The organism is Psittacicella hinzii (assembly GCF_003585935.1).
In the GTDB taxonomy this organism is placed as follows: domain Bacteria; phylum Pseudomonadota; class Gammaproteobacteria; order Enterobacterales; family Psittacicellaceae; genus Psittacicella; species Psittacicella hinzii.
On record NZ_NRJG01000098.1, the window covers coordinates 1 to 21,431 of the forward strand.

The following is a 21,431-nucleotide window of genomic DNA, read 5'->3' on the forward strand; positions in this document are numbered from 1 at the left end:
TTAAATTGTTAAAGATCTTGAATTTTTACATTCTTTAAAGATAACTTTGAGTGGTAATTTATTACCAAGTTAGCTTTAAACAACGAAAAATATTATAGCAATTTTTAATTTATTTTGTCAAGCGGAAAATTAAAAAAAATCTTTCTTCTTTTTTTTGAAGTTTTTTTTGAAAAAGTAACGAAGAAAATTATAACATTTTTTTTCAACCTTGTCAAATCTTTTTTTTTATTTTTTTATTTTGATTAGGTTGGTTAGTTTATTGTGACAACGTTGTATATTATAGAATGTTTTTAACAACCTTGTCAAGCGAAATTTTAAATTATTTTTAAATTCTTTTAAAATGCAATTCAAACTTCTCTTTACTTGTTGTCGCTTGTCTCAAGCAACGAGGTGTATTATAGACTGGATAACAGCCTTCGTCAATAGCTAAAAATAAAAAACTTTTATCTCTTTATGTAAGTTATTAATTTATCGCACAAAATAGATTAAACTTTTTTAGATAAAATTTCCGATTATTTACTTTTATTTACCAAATTCTCTGTAAAAACAACTTACCATAATTAATTTAAAGCTCAAATTAAATAAAAAATACTATCCCCTTTATTGCTTATTTAATTATTTATTTAGTTTATTTATAGAGTGTGGTGTATTTAGTATATCTCTTATTCTTGTTCAATAACTTATAAAGCTAATTATTTAAATACTGAAGTTACCCATACAGTGAATTGCTATATTGAGGGATTGATTATTCATTTAAATATTGATTCTTTAACTTGTACAAAGTAGTGAGTATGTAAATTGGATTTTAAGGTAAATCTTTTTATTGAGTTATTTTAAACAGTAGTGGCAGTTATTTTCAATTACCTAATTGTTATCCTCTCCTATATTAATATTGGATTTAAGCTCCAATGTAATTAATTAACTTTACCATCTCACCAAATCATTTCCATGTACAAAAAGTAACACTCTCCCCTGAACAATTAATTGAGCTGTACTCCACAAATAGACACCTTTAATACGCACAACGTGCTTACTCATTATTTAAAATAATTATTTCGCTTAGATCATACAACCTTCATTATTTAAATGTTCATTAGTTAAATGTTCATTAATTACAAGTCATCATTATTCTACACGTGTAATTTTTGCACTACTAATCAGCGTAGTACTTTTACTAGACCATTCATTTATCTATATACCATACTTACTACTCTTCTATCGTATATAGCTCATACAGATTTGCCAATTTCGCCATTATTTCTTTTTCATTAGTAAGTAGAGCTTTGTAGTGTATTGTAGTGTATTGTAGCGTATCACTTCTACTCACAGTTCTCACTAATTCACTAGCCCTTCTATAAAGCCTCACCCTTATTTCCCAAATACGAAAAATGCTTCCACCTAAACGATGAAAGCACCAGTAAATTTTATATTATCAATTCTGCATTCTCGGAAGAATACATTTTTAATTATAACAAAGGGGCATAAGTTCACCAATTTTCAGCCTTAAACACAAATTCCTTATTTTCATGGCTGCATACCATGCTTTTTCTTAGGCATTGCCTTGGATACAGCTTATGCGTACATTTTAATTCTTACTAAATTACTAGAAAATTACTCTTGAAGTATTTTCTTAAATACTATTTTTTGCTAAAAATGCCAGATTACAAAATTATGTCTAACTAGCAAATGGCAAAATTTTGATATAGCGGCATATGTAAATCTTACTTTTGATATGAAAATGCATTTAGCCTTTGCGTACAACTAACAAATTTCTCTTATTTTAGGGTTATTCAAGCTAGTTATAGATCTGTGCATAATCTAAATGGCATACTTGCCATTCATTTTTAACATCTCTATACATTAATGCTCTTGGCATAAAACTCTTATGTTCTGCCGAATAATAAATTTGCAGTTTAGCTTTCGTTCTTGGTTGCGGATTTACGGTACAGCTAGCAACCGGTAAGCGAGTAAATTTGCTTACTGCTGGTGGCACATATTCTTCAGTAGTATATTTCATATCAAAAAATACTTTATTATGTGGCTGCTTTTCTAAACTTACAGTTACTGAAACACTACGCGTAAATATTACTCGACAGCTATTGTAGTTAAATACTTCTTTATTCGTATTAGTTAAATATACTTGCGCACGATTTAAGCGCCAACCATATCCAGCATCATAATGATCATTATCTGCGTATGAAATTGTAATCCGATCAATATTAGCTAAAGCTGCAGGATTATACAATGTACGTCCTGTTTGACACTGCAATTCTATACCTGTTGCTTGGTGTACAAACAATGGACTTACTTGCGCAATTAAGGCTTTATGTCCATCTGTTTGAAAAAATGAACTTTGCACTGGATTTACATAATAAGTAAGCGTATTCGCAAACACTAAACTACTACATAAACCACTTAAACTAAGCAATAAATACTTGAAGCATTTACCGCTAAGAGAAACTATTTTGCGACTCATATAAATCAGCATTAATAAATTAACAGAATTTGTATACTTGTTTTTAACTTAAAAATAGTTAAGAAGATAGAAACTACACTATGTCTGCACTTCTTAAACTTAACTATTTAGCGTTATCTTCTATTTTAACGAAAGAAACACTAAAAAGCGATACATCTGCTTAAGAAATATTTGAGCTGTACCCCCAAAATATTACAAACCAGCCTTATTTAACCCTACCAATCTGAGCTATTCCCTATTCTCCTTTATCAGACCTTACCCGCACTCATTAGTCTTTAACCGTTCTTATTTACCTTTATCTATCCTCATATGTCCTTATCCGTTATATTCACTACTCTTTAACTGTTCTTGTCTGTTCTTGCCTGCCTTTATATACCCTTGCTTGTACTTATTTGTCCCTATACGTCTTTATCAATTCTTACCAGCTTTCTAATCTTATCCACTCACCATTATTTGCTCTACCTTACAGCAGTAATAAATCTATTATTGAATTAAACTCACAATAGATTGCACTTAAAGGCTATTTATCTTTAATCACCTCAAGCATATAATTATTTACGTAAAACAAGTTACTTCGTTTAAAGTGGGTGATTTAGCAACCGTAGGTTGTATTGCTGACGCTTGTGGTCACTGTCATGCTTGCGATCACCAAGAGGAACAATTCTGTCCAGAATTAACTTTCTCATTTAACAGTAAAGATAAAATCCTAGGTGGAGACAACTTTACTTACGGTGGTTTTAGTAAATACTACGTAGTAGAAGATAAATATGCTCTGCATATGCCAAACTTTACTGACCTTGCGGCAGCAGCTCCATTATTATGTGCTGGTATTACCGTATATTCACCTTTAAAATACTGGAATGTTGGTGCTGGTAAAAAAGTAGCTATCTTAGGTGTTGGTGGTTTAGGACACGTAGCTATTCGCTTTGCTAAAGCTATGGGTGCTCATGTAACTATTCTTACGCGTACAGCTGAAAAAGCAGCAGATGCTAAACGTTTAGGTGCTGATGACGCCATTGTAACTAGTGATCCAGCACAAATGGCTGCAGCAGTTTATCGTTTTGATTTTATTTTAAATACTGTTTCTGCGGCTCATGATATTAACGAATATATCCCATTATTAAACTACCGTGGTGCTTTAGTAAACGTAGGTTTACCAAGCGAACCATTTAAAGTAGGTGCATATAATCTAATTCACGGTAACCGCGTCTTAGCAGGTTCAAACATAGGTGGTATCGCTGAAACGCAAGAGATGTTAGACTTTGCGTTTAAACATAATATTGTGACAGATGTTGAATTAATTGCTCCTGATTACGTAAATACCGCACTTGAACGTCTTGAACGTAATAATGTGCGTTATCGTTTTGTAATTGATATGCAAAAACTATAATTGCTTGCATAGTTAAATAAATCAAGCCAAGCAATCTAAACCCAATTAACATAAGAACTGATGAGTAAGAGGTTTTACCTCTTGCTTTTTTTAGTTTGTATCATTTTTGGGGGACAGCTAAAAATTGGAAGTAGGGAAAGATCCGGGGTAGGAAGTGATTGTGTGTAGTTAGTGGGATAAGGAGTAGGGAGTATGTTTAATTGATCATAAATTATGAATAACCTGTTACACAACTCATATACACAATTTCATATATTTGATTTTATCTAGGATATTAGGCATAAACGAAGACTTTCGCGCTAAGATACGAACAACTTTAAGATAATAGTTTGAAAAAAATACGCTTTTCTGTTAAAATAAATTAAGATAAGTTAAATTTAGATTATAAAGTTTTCTTATTCTCCTTCGCTTAAGGGTTTGTGTTGTTTGTTGTTTTGTTGTTTGTGTTTCTCTTAAGCAAGGTTCCTTTGATTAATTAGTTATGTTTCAATCCTCTTGTCATCGACAAGAGGATTTTTTACGTTTGTGTACCGCAAAATAAGGCCACTTCACACACCATTACTCAAAGCACAAAAAAAACAGGATTAGAGATTACTCTAACCCTGTATCACAGATTAAATTATTTATTAATTAGTTTTACCAGTACTTACTTTACTAATGTTAGCCTTAACAATACTAGTTTTACTAATTTTTATCTTTTAATCTTGAGTGTTAATTATTTTTGTTCAGTATTAGCTTGTTTAGCTAGTTTTGCTTCACGACGGATTTTGATTTCTTCAAAAATCGCCACAATTACTAATAAACCAGCACAAATCATAGCTGATAAGTCAATTGCTAAGAACGTACCTGTCCAACCGGTGAAACCAAAAATCGGAGTACCATCGGCAATTAGACCTAAACCTAATTTCGCAAAAGAGTCACCGATTAAGTAAGCGAATGTACCTTTGATACCATCACCTACAGCTAACGCACGTTTAGGTAAGAAACCAAGAGCCGCAACCCCAATTAATAATTGTGGACCGAATACACAGAAACCTAACACAAATAATGATGTTAAGTACATAGTATGCGAAGTAGCGTGTTGGTAATAACCTAAAGTACCAATAATAATTAATAAGGCTAATACTGCTAACGCACAACGTCTACCTTTAGCAAAATCAGAGAAAAAGCCCCATAAACAAGTACCAATTAAAGCTCCGGCTTCAAAAACGGTAAAACCATTAATTGCTACTTCTTTTGAGAAACCTAATTCTTCGTAGGCGTATACTGGAGCCCATTGGTCGATAGCAATACGTACGATATATAAGAATACGTTAGCAAAACATAGTAACCAAATTACTTTGTTGAAAAGCACGTATTTAACGAAAATTTGGAATTTACTTAGTTGTTGTGCTTCTGCTTCTAAGTCTTCTTGTGAAGGTGGTTCGTTAAATAATTCTTCAGCAGTACCTAAACCATAAGATTCAGGACTATCATTACCCACACATAGACCAATTACCCCGATCACTAAACAGATAAGTGATGGGAAAATGAACATCCCAATTACATGTCCATCAAAGAGGTAGTTTGCACCAAAGAGTGCTACCCCAGCCGCTGCCATCCCACCTGCGTTATGTGAAATATTCCATAAACCACAGAAGAAACCACGTTTACGACGTGGCGTCCATTTAGTAATGGTTGCAATTGAACATGAACCACCACATGATTGACAGAAACCAGAAAGAGCGTAGAAGTTCACCATTAAGAAGATCGCAACACTACCACCATCTAGTGATGCCGCAAAACCTAACATACAGATTGCAGATAACACTAGCATTAATGGTAAGAATTGTTTAGTGTTTTTACCATCGGCAAAGTAACTTAAAACTGTTTTACCAATACCATAGGTAATAGAGAAACCTAAACCAATCAGACCTAATTCGGTTTTAGTAAGACCATAAGTTGCAATTAAGTCTGGTTGCGACACATTATAATTCTTACGAATTAAGTACATTGCCATGTAGCTAATAAATACCACGAGGTAAGAAGCCATAAATGGTTTAAACCACATTTTACGTCTTACTTCTACAGGTAAGTCAAGCGTAGGCTTACGTACTTGTTCAATTAATTTAAAACGCATATCAAATACTCAACATCAAGCGCAGAGTAGTGCCTCAAAATACGATTGAGCAATGCATAAATTTATCAGCAAAGAATAAGTACTAATAAATTTATACACGGCTAATCCATTTGAGCCTAACTTACTCTTTGCTATACCTTAATTACCTAAACTCATATCTAAATATGAGAAAAAACTATTCCCTAATAATAGATGAGGTTGAAAAAAACGCAATTAAATTTATTAGATTAATAGCGCAAGATACAATTTTTTCTTAAGTTCTTGATCGTTTGGATCAAAATCGCTCAAGATAACCCTAAAAGATAGTAGAGTTTTAAGCACGAGAAAGGCAAATTTGAAAATGGTTGAGTTGATCGTAAAAGCTCAAATTTATTTAAATTATGTAAAAATTCGTTTTAATTAATTATATCTAAGTCAAATTTATCAGCCTTTAATGGTTGCCTGAAAAAATACGATAAATTTAATCAACCTTTTTATTGTTTCACAGATAATACACCACAAGTGAGAGAGTAAAAACAAAAAAATCAGAAGCTCGCGCCTCTGATTGTAAATCACACAAAATAACAACAATATGACCTATTTGAATAAAAGACAAGAAAGCTAGAGGCGATAGTAGCAAAGACCATACTTATACAGAATAGCTATGTAAGCAATATTCATGTCAGGGCTAAATTAATAGCGCCCCCAGCATCTTTATTATAAATAGAGACACGAAAAAATGATAATCGTTTGTGCAGATTTGTGACATAGATCACAGTTTTTTCAAAGCTTAAAATAATTACGGCGAAAAATCATAGAGCTAATTTGGACATAACCTTAAAGCTTAGTCGAGATTTTGAGAAAAAGTTATAGGTTTTCACGCTTGCTTCACAAATTTCTCACCTTAAGATATTTATTAGTAAGCTAGCTATTTGCTGATTAAACTCTTTGAAGCCTCTTTGTTATCGAAGCTCTAAGCTCTAAGCTCTAAACTCTTACAGCTAGTAATGTTCGCACTTCTTCTATTAGAAAAGTTTTTTACCAAAGTTTTTACCAACGTTAAAACCCCAGAGAAATTAATCTCTGGGGTTTTGTTAATAAAACTTAAAGTAAAAACTTTAAATTAACGAGCAACTACGTTAACTGGTAAGTTTACGTTTACATCAGCGTGTAAGTGGATCACAACTGTGTGTTCACCTAATTCACGGATTTGACCACCGTTGATACGCACTGATGATTTAGGAACTTCAATGCTATAAGCTTCTAAAATTTCTACGATATCACGAGTAGTTACTGAACCGAATAAACGACCTTCTTGACCAGCCGCAACACCAACTTCTACTGTACCAATTTCTGCAATTTTTGCAGCAACTGCCTGCGCAGCTTGAAGTTTTTGTTGAGCTTGTGCTTCTAATTCAGCACGGCGTTGTTCAAAATATGCACGGTTTTGAGCTGTAGCTAATACTGCTAAGTGGTTAGGAATTAAGTAGTTACGTGCGTAACCGCTTTTCACTTCAACTTCAGTACCAACTGAACCTAGATGTGCAACTTTATCTAATAAAATAACTTTCATGCTAAGATCTCCAGTTGATTACTGATTATCAGTATAAGGAATTAAAGCTAAGTAACGTGCACGTTTAATTGCACGAGCTAATTGACGTTGAGTTTTAGCGTCAACACCAGTTAAACGACTAGCAACGATTTTGCCAGATTCGTTAACAAAGTTTTTTAATGTAGCAACGTCTTTGTAGTCAACGTTTTGAATTGCTTCTGGTTGACGTACCATTTTACGACGACGAATGTAACGAGCCATTTGGCATTGTCTCCTAATTAATAAAATCTTACTATGATTGTTGTTAGTACGGGCTAAGATATCTACCCGCTCTAAAATATCTCACAATGGCAAATTCTACCATTTATAAAAGCTAGGATCTCCCCAGTTTTATATCCGTGGACTATTGGCAAGCGAACGTAGAAAAAAACAAATTTTATTTATCTTCTTCCTCGTCATTAAATTCAACAATCTCTACTTTTTGGGCGTGTAGGATGAGTTGAGTATCACCTTTGCGGCTTTTATGTGCAGAGATGAACCCAGTACAACGTACATTTGTACCTAAAGTACAGTCTTTTGTTTCGTTTACAAGCTCTTGACCGCTTACTAACACAGCTAATCTTAACCACACTTTGCGACGTAAACCTACTTCTTCAAAGCGTTCAGATTGGTGCTGCATAGTCCATTGGCGGTGAGGTATTCCAGATGGAGAAATAATCTCCTGAGGCTCAATACAGATAGTGCCATCAATGGTGATTTCATTTTCCACTTTTAATACTCTCTATTTTTTAATTGTTTAATTATTCAGCTGTATGACTTTTGTCATCACCTTCTTTAGCTAATGGTGATGGAGTTGTAACTGCTTCGTCCACACGTAAAACTAATGAACGGATTACTGCATCAGAATAACGGAAAGTGTTTTCTAAGTTAGCAATCACTTCAAAGTCAGCTTCTACGTTCATTAATACGTAAGTAGCTTTGTAAATTTTATTAATTGGGTATTCTAAATTACGACGACCCCAGTTTTCTAAACGGTGAACTTTACCACCAGCTTCAGTTACCATTGAAGTGTAACGTTCGATCATTGCTGGAACTTGTTCAGATTGGTCTGGGTGAACCATGAATACGATTTCGTAGTGACGCATTACTGATCCTTACGGTTTAAAGCCTTCTAGATAGCTCTCTATATCTACAAAGGCAAGGATGATAAAAGGTGAGAGCAAAAATTACAAAGTTTAATAATTTTTTGCGGACTTATCTACTACTTGATAATTAAAAACTTTTAATTAAAAATTAAAGATAAATCACAACGTAATATTATAGCAAAAGTTTTTCTAAAAAGGTGATTTATTTTCAAAAATATATCTACCTCTATCAATGAAAAAAAATCCGTAATAAAATTCACAATTAAATCCACAACAAAATCCGTTACAAACTCTACAACAATAATCACTATTTAATTAGCTCGTGTCAACGCCAGCCTCTACTAAATGTTTTATAATAGAAACGTAACTTTTTATACTTTTTAATCCTTAAATCTGATAAAACAGGAGAGCTTATGATTCTCGTATACGCAAGTTGTAAAGTACAAGCTACTAAAGTTGAAAAATTCAAAAAATTAGCTGCGATTTTAGAAAAAGCTTCACCAAGTGATAAAGGTTGTCAATTCTACCGCTGCGGTCAAGAAGTTGGTGCAGAGAATACTTTTGTTTTTGTTGAGCGTTGGGATTCTATGGCAGACTTAGAAGCACATATGCAACAACCACACTTTACAGAATACTTTCCACAAATCCAAGAGATTTTAGAAGAACCTGCTAATATCAAATTAGTTGAGTGCTAATCAGTTTGTAAACTAGCCCCTAGTTTATAAAACTTAAAAAATATTAAAATTATAAAAAAATTAGACATTTTTTAAGAGCTACCTAAATTTAGGTAGCTCTTTGCTTCTGTACTTTTTCATATTTGCTACTTTTACCATGAGCAATCTCATAACCCAAGGGTAATCGTTAAGAGTGCTAATTCTTAACTTTCCAGACTATTTGGGAAACTTATTGTAAGCTAGAAGTTGAGATCTTTAAATTTAATTGATTTTTTAAGCAAGTATTTAATATTCGTTTCGTTATAATTCGTTAGCTTTGATTGACAAAATCTTTTCTCATCGTTCATGATAGGAGAGCTTATTTGGTGCTATCAATAGTTCTGGGAGCAACAATTACCATGCTATTTGTAGTAACAATGCATAAGCCTAGCGCTTCTTAGCATCTATTTTTAAAGTTTGTATTTTTAGTTACTATTTTTAGTAACCATTCTATTAGTGTCTATCCTTAATTTTGATATTTAGTATCGAGATTAAGCTTCTATCCTTATCTTGCAATTAGGAACAGCTTATGACTGCTTTGCAACAAAGATCTGAACTCCAGCGTCGTATTTGGCAAATCGCCAATGAAGTACGTGGCTCAATCGACAGCTGGGATTTTAAACAATACGTATTAGGCGCACTCTTCTATCGTTTTATTAGTGAAGACATTGCTAACTTTCTGAGTGACAGTGTACACAACTATAGTGAGCTCTCTGATGAACAAGTTAAATCCATGATCCATGCCGTAGAAGAGAGAGAGAGAGAGAGAGAAAGCCTAATTTCTTACGTTGTTGATACTAAGGGGTACTTCATTTACCCAAGTCAACTCTTTTGCAATCTTGTCAAAACTGCAGATACTAATACCAACCTCAATATTGATTTACGCAATATTCTGACAGCAATCGAACAATCAGCTGTTGGTCATGCGTCGGAAAATGATCTCAAAGGTCTGTTTGCGGATTTCGATGTTACTAGTTCACGTCTAGGTAAAAACGTGATTGCTAAAAACAAATGCCTAGCTGCGATTCTAAAAGGCATTGCTGAGCTCGATTTTGGTAATATTGTTGACAATCAAATTGACCTCTTTGGCGATGCCTACGAATATCTAATTTCAAACTATGCCGCTAATGCTGGTAAATCTGGTGGTGAGTATTTTACTCCACCGCAAGTATCTAAACTAATTGCGCGTTTAGCTTGCCATGGGCAGCAACGCGTGAATAAAGTTTACGATCCGGCCTGTGGATCAGGTTCGCTCTTACTGCAAATGCGTAAACTCAACGACCAAGTAAAAATTCGTGATGGTTATTTTGGGCAAGAAATTAACCCAACTACATATAACCTTGCACGCATGAACATGTTCTTGCACAAAATCAACTTCTATAAGTTTGATATTCGTTTAGGGGACACATTACTTCATCCTGAATTTAGAGATGCCGAACCTTTCGATGTAATTGTTTCTAATCCTCCATATTCGATTAGCTGGATAGGTGCAGATGATCCAACCTTAATCGGAGATCCACGCTTTGCACCAGCCGGAGTATTAGCTCCACAAACTAAAGCTGACTTTGCCTTTATTATGCATTCCTTAAACTACTTATCGGAGCGTGGTAAAGCAGCAATAGTTACGTTCCCTGGTATTTTCTATCGCTTAGGGGCAGAACAAAAAATTCGTAAATATTTAGTCGATAACAACTACGTCGAAGCAGTAATTGCTCTTGCACCTAATATGTTCTATGGCACTTCCATTGCCGTAAATATTATTGTCCTTGCCAAGAATAAACAAACTACGGATATTCAATTTATCGACGCGAGTGAGATCTATAAAAAGGTTGATAGTTCAAACGAACTAACCGATGAGCACATTGAGAAAATCATGCAATTATTTGCTGATAAGCAAAACGTGCCACACCGCGCATACAATGCTAGCCTCGAGCAAATTATTGCTAATAACTATGATCTCTCGATTAGTAAGTATGTAGAAATCGCTAAAAGCAATGAAAGCCTTGATATAGAGCAAATTAATCAAGAGCTTACAGCTACGCTAGCGCAAATTAAAGCCTTACATACCCAAGTAACACAAAGTGCGATTGCTAAATTCTTACAAGGTGAAGTATTTGATATAGCTAACTCCCAGTTCAAATCTTTAGTTGAAGTGGCTGAAATTGCTAACAATAAGCGCCGCGGCATTAAGGCTTCGCTTCGTCCACATGGCACTACTCCTTATCATGGAGCCAATAGTATTCAAGGAACTATTGATGGCTATACCCATGATGGAGAATATATTCTGGTTGCACAAGATGGTACGAATAGCATCGAAAACTACTCTGTACGTTGGGTAACAGGTAAGTTCTGGGCAAACGAGCACGTGCATATCTTAAGAGGTAAAGAGGGGATTATGAACAGTCGCTTCTTATACCATTACCTCAAACAAATGGACTTTATTCCGTTTTTAAATAATTTGGATCGTCCAAGTTTACCGCAAGGTCACTTACCAAGAATTCAAGTACCTATGATTCCTCTTGCACAACAAGAGAAGATTGCTAAAGTTCTCGATTTATTTGAAGAGATTGTCTCTGATACAAATGGTCTAGGTAGAGAAATAGCTCTCTATCAAAGCCAATATCGCTACTACAGTAACTTCTTATTTAAAGGACAAAAATAGGAAAGCTTAGACATTTAGATAATAAAGTTTAGACAGCTAGATGAGTTGATGGATAGTTAGGTAAGTAGATGGAGAGTTAGATAAGTGGACAACAAAGTAAGTTCCTACTTAACTAAGCTCGATAAACTTCCTAAATTAGTCTTATCTTAACCTCGCTAACTTAAGCTAAGCTTAATTTCACTAAAACCCAAACCAAAGTAGCTAATGAGCAAACAAGCTTTGCGCATTAGTTATTTTGGTTCTTTTTTATATTCGTCTTCTATTTCTCGTGATCGGAGTATTAGTGATAGGAAAAAGTACAACTAATTCTTTATCTTTAGCTAACATTCTATAAGGAAGGAGCTTGATCAGTACCCCAAACCGAGTAGCCAATCAGTCTCACTACATTTTCAGATCTTTAAATTGTTTACCTCGTGCATACCTGAAGTAGTACTTTTTTTGTAGTATTTTGCAGTATTTTTTCTTCTATATTCTTGTTATTTATCTTTAAAAATTTTTACCGTTAATGAGTAAAATTTCATCGTAAGAGTTAGTTTGGACTATCAGGAAGCAGAGCTAATGCTCTAACAAGTCTTTTAGAGAGCTGCACAAGTCACAAAATTCACTTTTATTGTGCATTTCTTGCACTAAATACTTGCGATAAAAGATATAATTGTTTTACAATCATATAATAAGACTACTAGTGTTTATTAGTAGGAAGATTTTCTTAAAAATCACTTACCGAATTCCTTCTCTATTTACCTTTAACTTATTGTAAACATGTATTCTATTTTGTAAGTAACAAGTGCGTTTAGCATCACTTACAAATCGCAAGAGAAAGGCATTAATACTTAACCATAATTATTACCAGAAATTGCTCTATTGCTATGCCTGCAATTTCCTTACTCAAGGTATGCCTATGACAATCGCTAATTCTATTGTCGACCCAAAATTCGTCATTCTTGAAAACTACGAGAAAATCGTAACTAACGATTTTGACTATCAAAGTGAAGAAAAGCTCGAAAGCGTTCTTGTGCAAGACTTAGCTGCTTTAGGTTATGAAGTATTAACTGATGTTAAAAATCCTAATGCCTTAAGAGCTAATCTGCGTAAGCAAATCGAACGTTTAAACAATTATCATTTTACCGACGATGATTGGGATGATTTCTTAAAACATTATATCGATAAGCAAGACGATACGCCTGTAGCTAAAGCTAAAATCATCCATAATGAGTTAGTTTTTGACCTAAAATTTAGGGATGGTGATCTTAAGAACATCTACATTTTAGATAAAGAAGACTTAAGCCGTAACCATTTACAAGTAATTCGTCAATTTAAAAACGGACACAACCGTTATGACGTAACTATCTTAGTTAACGGTTTACCTCTAGTACAAATTGAGCTGAAAAAACGTGGAGCTTCGATCCAAGAAGCGTTCAACCAAATGGCACGCTATGCTAATGAAAGCTTCAATATGGACAGCTCATTATTTAAGTACTTACAAGTCTTCATTATCTCTAATGGTACGGATACTCGTTACTTTGCTAACACCTCTATTGTTCAAAGTTCGGGTAGTACGGCTGTAAAAAATAGTTTTGATTTTACGATCAACTGGGCACAATACGACAATACGCTTATTCAAGATCTAAAAGACTTCACAGCTACTTTCTTACAACCGCACACTTTATTAAGTGTGATTACTAAGTACTCAGTATTAGATAGTCGTGACGTTCTTTTACTCTTACGTCCATACCAAATCGCAGCTACTGAACGTATTATCGATCGCATTCAAACCATTGATCGCGAAAATCAATGGGGAACGGTGAAAAAAGGTGGCTTTATTTGGCATACGACCGGTTCGGGGAAAACTTTAACTAGTTTTAAAGCTGCTTGTTTAGCTAAAGATCTCGAATGTGTAGATAAAGTAGTATTTGTGGTTGACCGTAAAGACCTTGACCATCAAACCTTAATTGAGTATAAGCGTTTTGATGAAACAAGCGTAATTGGTTCGAATTCAACTAATGCTTTACGTAATAACCTTGAAAATAACGACAACAAAATCGTCGTTACCACTATTCAAAAACTAAACCATCTGATTAAACAAGCTGACAACTTAGAAATCTACCAGCGTAAAGTAGTATTTATTTTTGATGAATGTCACCGTTCACAGTTTGGTGAAGCACAGCGTAACATTAATCACAAGTTTAAAAACTTCTGTCAGTTTGGTTTTACAGGTACGCCAATTTTTGAAGAGAACTCGTTCAAAGATTCAGCAACAACCAATAGTGTATTTGGTGATATCTTACACTCTTATGTAATTACGGACGCTATTCGTGATAAAAAAGTGTTAACTTTTAAAGTTGACTATCACAACGTATATAAAGCAGCCAAAAACCAAGAGAACATTCGTGACGAAGATAAACTAGCAGACAAAGCTACGCGCCAAATGCTTTTACATCCAGAGCGCATTAAAGCTATTGCTAAATTTATGCTTGAGATCTATGGGCAAAAAACGCACCGTAGTAGTACTAACTCTACTGGGTTTAATGCCATGTTTGCGGTTGACAGTGTAGAAGCTGCTAAAAAATACTACGAGACTTTCAAACAGTTACAAGCTGGTGCAGCGCATCCGTTAAGAATTGCGACTATCTTCTCTTACGCAGCTAATGAAAGACCAAGTGCAATTGGTGAAATTGCTGATGAAACTTTAGAAATGAATACCAGCAAACTTTCAGGCACTTCTAAAGAGTTCTTAAAAAATGCAATTCGCGACTACAATAATTACTTCAATACGGCTTTTGATATAGATCAAGCTGAAGGTTTCCAAAACTACTATCGTGATCTATCAAGCAAAGTAAAAGAACGTCAAATCGACCTATTAATTGTAGTGGGCATGTTCTTAACTGGTTTTGACGCGCCAAGATTAAATACTCTATTTGTCGATAAGAACTTAAGTTATCACGGCTTAATCCAAGCGTTCTCACGCACCAATCGTATTTACGATGCAACAAAAAGCTGTGGTAATGTAGTCTGCTTCCGTAACCTCGAAGAAGCAACCGTTCAAGCCTTAAAACTCTTTGCAAATCATAAAAGCTTTAAAGGTTCGATCGATGATATCTTAACGCCATCGTTAGATAAGATTATTTTCGGTTACGAAGATAATGAAGGTAATAGAGTTATTGGTCTAAACGAAGCTTCTCAGGCTGTACTCGAATCTAAGTCTAAATCAGATTCAAACACTTTCTCACCTGAAGAATTTAAAGAATTCAAAAAGAATTTACATACTTATTTAGACTTACGTAACCGAGCGCGTAACTACTATGAGTTCAATCTGCTTGAAGAACAAAATACGCTCCAGCATCAATTAAACTCAACAGCCTTCGGTACTCCAGAGTATCAGCAAATTTTAGAGCGCAGCAATGAGGTTGCACAAAAAGCTGTAGATTTAGGTTTTGATCTTACACCATTTAAAGACACCAAGATCTTAACGCCAAAAGAACGTCAAGATCTACAATCAATTTATCTCCATAATAGCAACGAATATAATAAAAACCCTATTCTGTCGCAAGACCAAGAGGAAGATTGTGAGGTAACCTTTGAAATTGAGTTCTTAAAAACTCAAGATATTACGATCGATTATATTTGCCAGCTATTGTTTGAAGAAAAAGAAAGTGGTCGTGATAAACAAGAGATTAAAGAAACTGTAAGTTCAATTGTTAACTCTAGTTTGGAATATCACCCAAAAACTGAATTAATTAGTGATTTTATTGAACAAGGTGAATTAAAAGATCAAGATAGTCCTGAGGAAATCTTTAAAAGTCTGCAAGTGTTCGCAGACCATGTTTGCACACAAGAGATTCATACACTTATTCAAGAAGAACAACTTAAACCAGATGAGGCTAAAGAATATATTGAACGTTCATTATCACGTGGCTATGCTGAATATAATGGTGATGAACTCTCAAATATTATTCCACGCACGCAAAATCCTCTAACAGGTAACCCTACACAGAAAAAGAAAAGTGTATGGCAAAAAATTCAAGTCTTTGTTGATAAATTCAAAGGTCTTGCTAGTGGCATATGGTAGGATTATTAGGAGTAGTCATACCTACACTAATATGAACACTAATAGCTAACAATTTAAAACTAGACATAAATTAAAACAGGCTGAAACATAAGTTTCAGCCTGTTTTAATTTCGGAATAAAGTGCCAGAAAAGAAAGGAACTTTCTTTTCTGGCATAGTCTTAAGAGCATGCCAATTTTTCAGGCAAACACTTTATACAGATTCTATTTACGCTGGGCACTAGAATGATAATTTGAAGTTTAAATTACCACTTAATGCAGAGTAATTCGAAGCTTTAGCGAATGAAGTGCCTAACTTCACAGAGAAGTTTTTACTTAGATTGATTGTGTAACCAAGATTTAAATCAGCTAAGAATTTGTGGCTAAAGCCTGATTTCAGAGCTACGTTGTCTTTAGTTACTAAATCGAAACGGTTTTTCGTTAAGCTTTGATATAAGTTTAGACCAGCGTCTAATTCAGAATCAAAACCAAAACTACTGAATTTATACCAGCTTCTTACACCAACATTTGCAAAGAAGTCATTGTGAGTTTTCGCTTTGAACTCTAATGAGTATGGTTTAGCGTCATCATTTTGTGCTGTTTCTGCAAATGCTTTTTGTTTGTAAGTTTGTGCGGTTAAACCACCGTTTACTTCAACACCTACATTTTCAGTTTCTAATACTTTGAAGCCAGCTTGTACACCTAAACCTAAAGTAGTACCTTTAAGTTTAGCTTTTTGATCGTATACGCGTAAGCTACTACGTTCTACATCAGTACGGTGTGAGAAGCCAAAGAATGTACCAGATACCCAGTAATCTTTACCAGCTAAACCAGCTGCAAAGGTTAAACCAACAGTTTTGATATCACCTTTAGCAAATGGTTCTTTATTGATGTAATCATTATCACCAGCTACTTTTTCTTTCCAATTACTTGAATCGATAGTAGCTGCCGCACCAAAGTTCCAACCATTACGTTGAGTGTAGAAACCAGCTGTTGTACCGAATTGATTTAAGTCACCTTTAATTAGTTTGTTTGAGTGTTTCCAAGAAACATCTTTACCATTAAAGTTAACGTAAGCGTATACACGAGTATCGTCAGTTAAGTAACGACCCATTGCCGCTTTAGTGAAGTCTAAAGCAGAACTACGTGCTGTATTCGTAGCTGCTAATTGCATATTGCTATATGCAGTACCAGCTAAACCAGTAACTGTCGCTGCGAAAGCTTCTTCAGCTGCTTGAGCTTCTTCATCTGTTTCAGCTTGAGTATCATCAGTTGTGGTAGTATTTTCAGCCGCAATAGTTGTATCTGAACTTTCTGTACTTTCAGATTCAGTATTTTCAGTAGCAGGAGTAGTACTTGCTGAAGAGGTTGTATTGCTATCAGTACCTGCGTTATTCTCATCTGTTGTAGCAGCAGAGGCTTGCGCATCAGTTGTAGTACCTGTTGCTGTTCCAGTTCCTGATTCAGAGGTAGTCTCTGTTTCATTCGTTGTACTTGCAGCTGTACCAGAATCAGTTGCTGTTGTAGCTCCGTTATCACTACCAGATGTTACAACTGTAGTTTCTTCACTACTTTCACCTTCAGTAGCAGACATAGTTACAGCTTGACTTGCTACAGCTCCCGGAGCTGGATCTTGCTGTCTATAGGCAGGTGCAGTATCAGCTGCTGGTTTTACGTCATCAACTTTAGCAACATTTACTTGATCTAGAGCTTCATCAGCTTGAGCTGCTTCAGCTTGAGCTGCTTCAGCTTGAGCTGCTTCAGCTTGAGCTGCTTCAGCTTGAGCTTTAGCAACTTCTGAAGTAAGTTCTGATGATTCTTCAGATCCTTTTTCAGGTGCTTTCTGCTCTGTTCCTTGATCTACAGTAGCTTCTGTAGCTTGAGAAGTAGAACTTTCACCACCATTTTTAGCTTTACCCGTTTCAGAATCTGTTACTGGAGCTGCTGAATCCAGTTTACCTGTTGTAACATCTCCAGCTTCTTTACCTTCTATTTTACCTGCTTCAGGTGTACTGTCTTCTTTTTTACCTTCTTCAGATACGGCAGTTGGTTGTTCTTCAGTTTTCTCTTCTTCTACTTTTTCAGGAGAACTTGAAGTTTGAGTAGACTCTTTTTGAGAAGATTCGGTTTGACCTGGAGCTGATGTAGTTGCTGATTGAGATTGATCTTCAGTTTCTTTACCAGCGTCTTGTGCTGTTGAAGCTTGAGTTTGTGCATCTTTAGCTTCTTCTTTTTCTTCAGCAGCAGGTGCTTCTGTTTTTTGCTCATCTTCTTTTGGAGGTAGTGCAGGTTCTGGAGCAGGGGGATCTTGTTTAACATCAGAGTCACCCTCTACTTTAGGTGGATTTGGTTGTTCAGTATTACCAGCTTGTCCACCAGTATCACCTTGTCCACCAGTTTGTACTCCTGTACCACCAAGTTGAGAATCTCCGGTAGATGGTGTAGAACCTACTTGACCGTTATTCTGATCTGTGTCAGTTTGTTGCTCACCGCCAGCATTATCAGTTACAGCTCCGGTATTACCTTCACCACTTGGTTGTTGTTTATTACCGTTTTGCGAGTTATCGCCACCAGTTGCAGTATCATCGGTTTGACCACTATCTGATGGTTCAGCCGGATCTGTTGCTGGAGTTGATGGAGGAGTAGAAGGTTGTTGTGCTACATCACCTTGTGTATTTGAGGTACTACCATCAGAAGGAGTTTCTGTTGATGGAGTCTCTAACGGCTGAGTTACAGCTGTATTGGTAAATTGTGAATAAAATTGGTCTGTACTTCCGGTGTCGTTACTGTTACAAGCTGCTAGACCTGCAGCTACTAACACCGAAATTAAAGTTGTGCTTAAGCGGGTTAATTTTGGTTTATACATGTATTTATCCCATCTAAATTTAGATTTAATAATGCTATGACGAAAAAGTATTAAAAAGTTAGTAAGAATTACTATTAAGGTAAAATTTGTGAAAAGCCGGTCATTAGCTTTTCAGCCTTAAAGTTTAATCGTTGTCATAAGCATCTTTTAAGTTGAGAAAAATAAAATTAGATTGAGCTAATTTTATGATAAAGCGAGCATTTTAGTAATCGCCTATCATTTCAATTATACACACAAAGTTAATGTAAGTTTAAATAATGCTGATTTGTTTAGATAAATGTATGGCAAAATTATAATTTTTTCTCACCTAACAATTAAATGATAGGAATGAAAGGTCTTACTGCAATAAAATGATACTTATGCAAAGCAATTACCCAATCTCTAAACTTTTGATTTCTATGCATTATTTTCGCTTCTTTCGTTTTCATTCCAATAATCAGGCAAAATCATACTAACAATAGCTGTGAAAAATTGATAGCACCTATCTTTAGAGCTAAAAACTTAGAAGTCTATTCTGCATGCCCAACTTTACTCTCAACTCCAGTGATCTCAACTACAGTGATCTCAACTCCTGTTTATTTTTTACACTTCCCCTTTTTTACATACTCCCTCTTGTATATTTAGATAACACCACAATTCTAGCCCTTATCAACAACTACTGTGAGCTGCACTCCAAAAATGGTACATAAATAACTGCTCTCTTCCCACCTCTACCAGTAACTCCTGTTTATTTTTACATCTCCCTCATTCCTAGAGCAAAAAAAGGACCAGTGCGAAACTGATCCTTAAGGCTTTTTAGAAAGCGTAATTTAAACTAAGTTTACCACATACATTGATATAAGCATTAGCTTTAGTAACATTAGTACTTAACTTAATAGTTAATTTATCAGTAAGGTTAATGCGGTAACCTAAAAATAGTTCAGCTAAGAAGTCTTGATTGAAACCATTAGCTAAATCTTGAGTGCTGGTTGCAACTTGGAAACGGTTTTGGCTTAAGCTTTGTTGGAAGTTTAAAGCTAAATCTAAACCAGAATCAAAACTAAACGTTTTAAAGTTGTACCAAACTTTAATCCCTAGATTTGCATAGGCATCATAATGGTTTTTGCTAACTGTAGCAATTGATAAGATACTTGCGGAACTAGAACTTGATTGTTCAGCAAAGGCACGTTGTTGATATATTTGTGCCGTCAAGCCACCATGTAATTCTAGTCCAGCATTAGAGGTTTGCCAGAGTTTAATACCAGCTTGCACACTTAAACCATAGCTATGACCATTAAACTCGGTGGTTTGATCATAAACTGTTAATGAACTACGATCAACTGTGAATTTATGGTTATAACTATATAGACTAGCACTTAACCAAGTATCACTCCATACTTTACCTAAACTTAAAATTAAACCTTGTGATTTAACTTTAGCTTTGGCGTAATAAACTTTGGTAGTTCTTAGTTTTTCATGCCAATCAGCTTTAGTTGCTGAGGATGCTACCCCCTGTTCCAACCTGCTTGTTGAGCATAAACACCAGCTGTTAATCCATATTGCTCAAACTCTCCTCTTACTAAGGCGTTGTAACGGTAAGTAGCATGATCTGCTGATCCGCTTACATAAGTATGTAAGATCATTATCTGCTTGTAAGTAGCGACCTGTCGCTACTTTCGCAATGTCTAGACTTTGACTTCTTGCTTGAGTAGTAGCTGCTAACTGCATATTGCTATACACAGCTCCTGAACTTGAAACTAAAAGTTGTTGTAACTCCTCATCGCTCATGTTCAGAATTGCTGCACTTGCGGCTTGAGCATTGGTTGCTGTTGCTGCATTAGTTGTAGTTTGTGTAGCTGTCGTATCTTGTGTACTACTTGTATCTTGAACACTACTTGTATCAGCTATATTTTGACTACTTGCTACTGTAGTATTATCTGCACTAGAACTATCTGCTGTTTCAGTAGCCGTTAAACTAACTACAGCAGTTGTCTTATCACTTAGTAAAGTAGGATCTATACTCGCGCTACGACTTTCTACTACCGCAGTATAAGTTAACCCTTTAGTAATCGATTGTCCAACAGCTAGTTCATTAGTTAACTCGCTATTAGCAGTATAAGAATGGTTACATACTAAAGTAAGAGACTTGTTGTAACCACCACGTACTTGTAACTCTCCTGAACCATAGATGTGGTTTTGGAAGTTCCAGTTATAGCTTTGCATTGAGTCGGCTGTTGTTTCTGGAGTAAAGTTATTCAGATCGGCAATAAAGTTTGAAGCTTTAGCAAAAAGCATTGGATCTTTTATTACCGTTTATAAGTTAACAATCCCTCAACCAAAACGATCATCAACCCCTAGCTCACCTAGATTATAGGCTGTGGTGGTAAATGTGGTTTTGAGTTGGTTACCTGACATCCATGGGAACTGTTGCTGTACTAGAGCCTAATTTCCCGAAATTTTTTAGTCTACTCCCTCCTTCATTTGGAAGGAGTAATTTTATAACTTAA

At 35.1% G+C, this 21,431-nt stretch carries 13 protein-coding genes and 2 pseudogenes; 5 read left to right on the forward strand and 10 right to left on the reverse strand.

All coding sequences use genetic code 11. The annotated features are described in order from the left end of the window. Nucleotides 1–1,795 precede the first annotated feature (1,795 nt). Nucleotides 1,796–2,476, reverse strand: coding sequence for a hypothetical protein (locus tag CKF58_RS05545; RefSeq protein ID WP_119531798.1), 681 nt, complete (start codon nt 2,474–2,476; stop codon nt 1,796–1,798). Between the two features lie 553 nt (nt 2,477–3,029). Between CKF58_RS05545 and CKF58_RS05550 the strand changes: the two genes are divergently transcribed. Continuing rightward, nucleotides 3,030–3,866, forward strand: a complete 837-nt coding sequence (locus CKF58_RS05550; protein WP_281270684.1) for an NAD(P)-dependent alcohol dehydrogenase — start codon at nt 3,030–3,032, stop codon at nt 3,864–3,866. 715 nt (nt 3,867–4,581) lie between these two features. Here the strand turns inward: CKF58_RS05550 and uhpT are convergent. From uhpT to rpsF, 5 genes are all read right to left on the reverse strand, one after another. Beyond that, nucleotides 4,582–5,985, reverse strand: coding sequence for a hexose-6-phosphate:phosphate antiporter (gene uhpT, locus CKF58_RS05555; protein ID WP_119531802.1), 1,404 nt, complete (start codon nt 5,983–5,985; stop codon nt 4,582–4,584). 1,102 nt (nt 5,986–7,087) lie between these two features. Then, nucleotides 7,088–7,537: a 50S ribosomal protein L9 gene (gene rplI, locus CKF58_RS05560; protein WP_119531804.1), complete on the reverse strand. Its 450-nt coding sequence runs from the start codon at nt 7,535–7,537 to the stop codon at nt 7,088–7,090. An 18-nt stretch (nt 7,538–7,555) separates the two neighbouring features. Then, on the reverse strand, nt 7,556–7,777 hold the full coding sequence (gene rpsR / locus CKF58_RS05565) for a 30S ribosomal protein S18 (protein ID WP_119531806.1): 222 nt from the start codon (nt 7,775–7,777) through the stop codon (nt 7,556–7,558). Nucleotides 7,778–7,952: 175 nt separating this feature from the next. After that, the gene (priB, locus tag CKF58_RS05570) at nt 7,953–8,285 is read right to left on the reverse strand and encodes a primosomal replication protein N (RefSeq protein WP_119531808.1); all 333 of its coding nucleotides are present in this window, start codon (nt 8,283–8,285) and stop codon (nt 7,953–7,955) included. Nucleotides 8,286–8,316: 31 nt separating this feature from the next. Then, on the reverse strand, nt 8,317–8,661 hold the full coding sequence (gene rpsF, locus CKF58_RS05575; RefSeq protein WP_119531810.1) for a 30S ribosomal protein S6: 345 nt from the start codon (nt 8,659–8,661) through the stop codon (nt 8,317–8,319). A gap of 413 nt (nt 8,662–9,074) precedes the next feature. Here rpsF and CKF58_RS05580 point away from each other — a divergent pair, with 413 nt between their 5' ends. The 4 genes and pseudogenes from CKF58_RS05580 to CKF58_RS05590 all read left to right on the forward strand — a co-directional run bounded on the left by CKF58_RS05580 (nt 9,075) and on the right by CKF58_RS05590 (nt 16,102). Further along, nucleotides 9,075–9,356 carry a putative quinol monooxygenase gene (locus CKF58_RS05580; RefSeq protein ID WP_119531812.1) on the forward strand — a complete coding sequence of 94 codons (282 nt, stop codon included), beginning with the start codon at nt 9,075–9,077 and terminating at the stop codon, nt 9,354–9,356. Between the two features lie 547 nt (nt 9,357–9,903). Beyond that, nucleotides 9,904–11,448, forward strand: a pseudogene (locus CKF58_RS05585) (type I restriction-modification system subunit M); the annotation flags it as partial. Nucleotides 11,449–11,493: 45 nt separating this feature from the next. Next, a complete protein-coding gene (locus tag CKF58_RS08590) occupies nt 11,494–12,036 on the forward strand; it encodes a restriction endonuclease subunit S (protein WP_281270685.1) in 543 nt (180 codons plus the stop codon). Nucleotides 12,037–12,934: 898 nt separating this feature from the next. Next, entirely contained in the window at nt 12,935–16,102 is a 3,168-nt protein-coding gene (locus CKF58_RS05590) for a type I restriction endonuclease subunit R (protein WP_119531814.1), read from the forward strand. 218 nt (nt 16,103–16,320) lie between these two features. On the opposite strand, the gene CKF58_RS05595 is transcribed toward CKF58_RS05590, so the two are convergent. The 4 genes and pseudogenes from CKF58_RS05595 to CKF58_RS08740 form a co-directional block, all read right to left on the reverse strand. Beyond that, entirely contained in the window at nt 16,321–18,945 is a 2,625-nt protein-coding gene (locus tag CKF58_RS05595) for an autotransporter outer membrane beta-barrel domain-containing protein (RefSeq protein WP_119531816.1), read from the reverse strand. Nucleotides 18,946–19,740: 795 nt separating this feature from the next. Then, entirely contained in the window at nt 19,741–20,445 is a 705-nt protein-coding gene (locus tag CKF58_RS05600) for an autotransporter domain-containing protein (protein WP_222987726.1), read from the reverse strand. Between the two features lie 42 nt (nt 20,446–20,487). After that, nucleotides 20,488–21,219, reverse strand: a complete 732-nt coding sequence (locus CKF58_RS05605; RefSeq protein ID WP_119531820.1) for a hypothetical protein — start codon at nt 21,217–21,219, stop codon at nt 20,488–20,490. A 36-nt stretch (nt 21,220–21,255) separates the two neighbouring features. Continuing rightward, nucleotides 21,256–21,354, reverse strand: a pseudogene (locus tag CKF58_RS08740) (hypothetical protein); the annotation flags it as partial. Between the last annotated feature and the right edge of the window lie 77 nt (nt 21,355–21,431).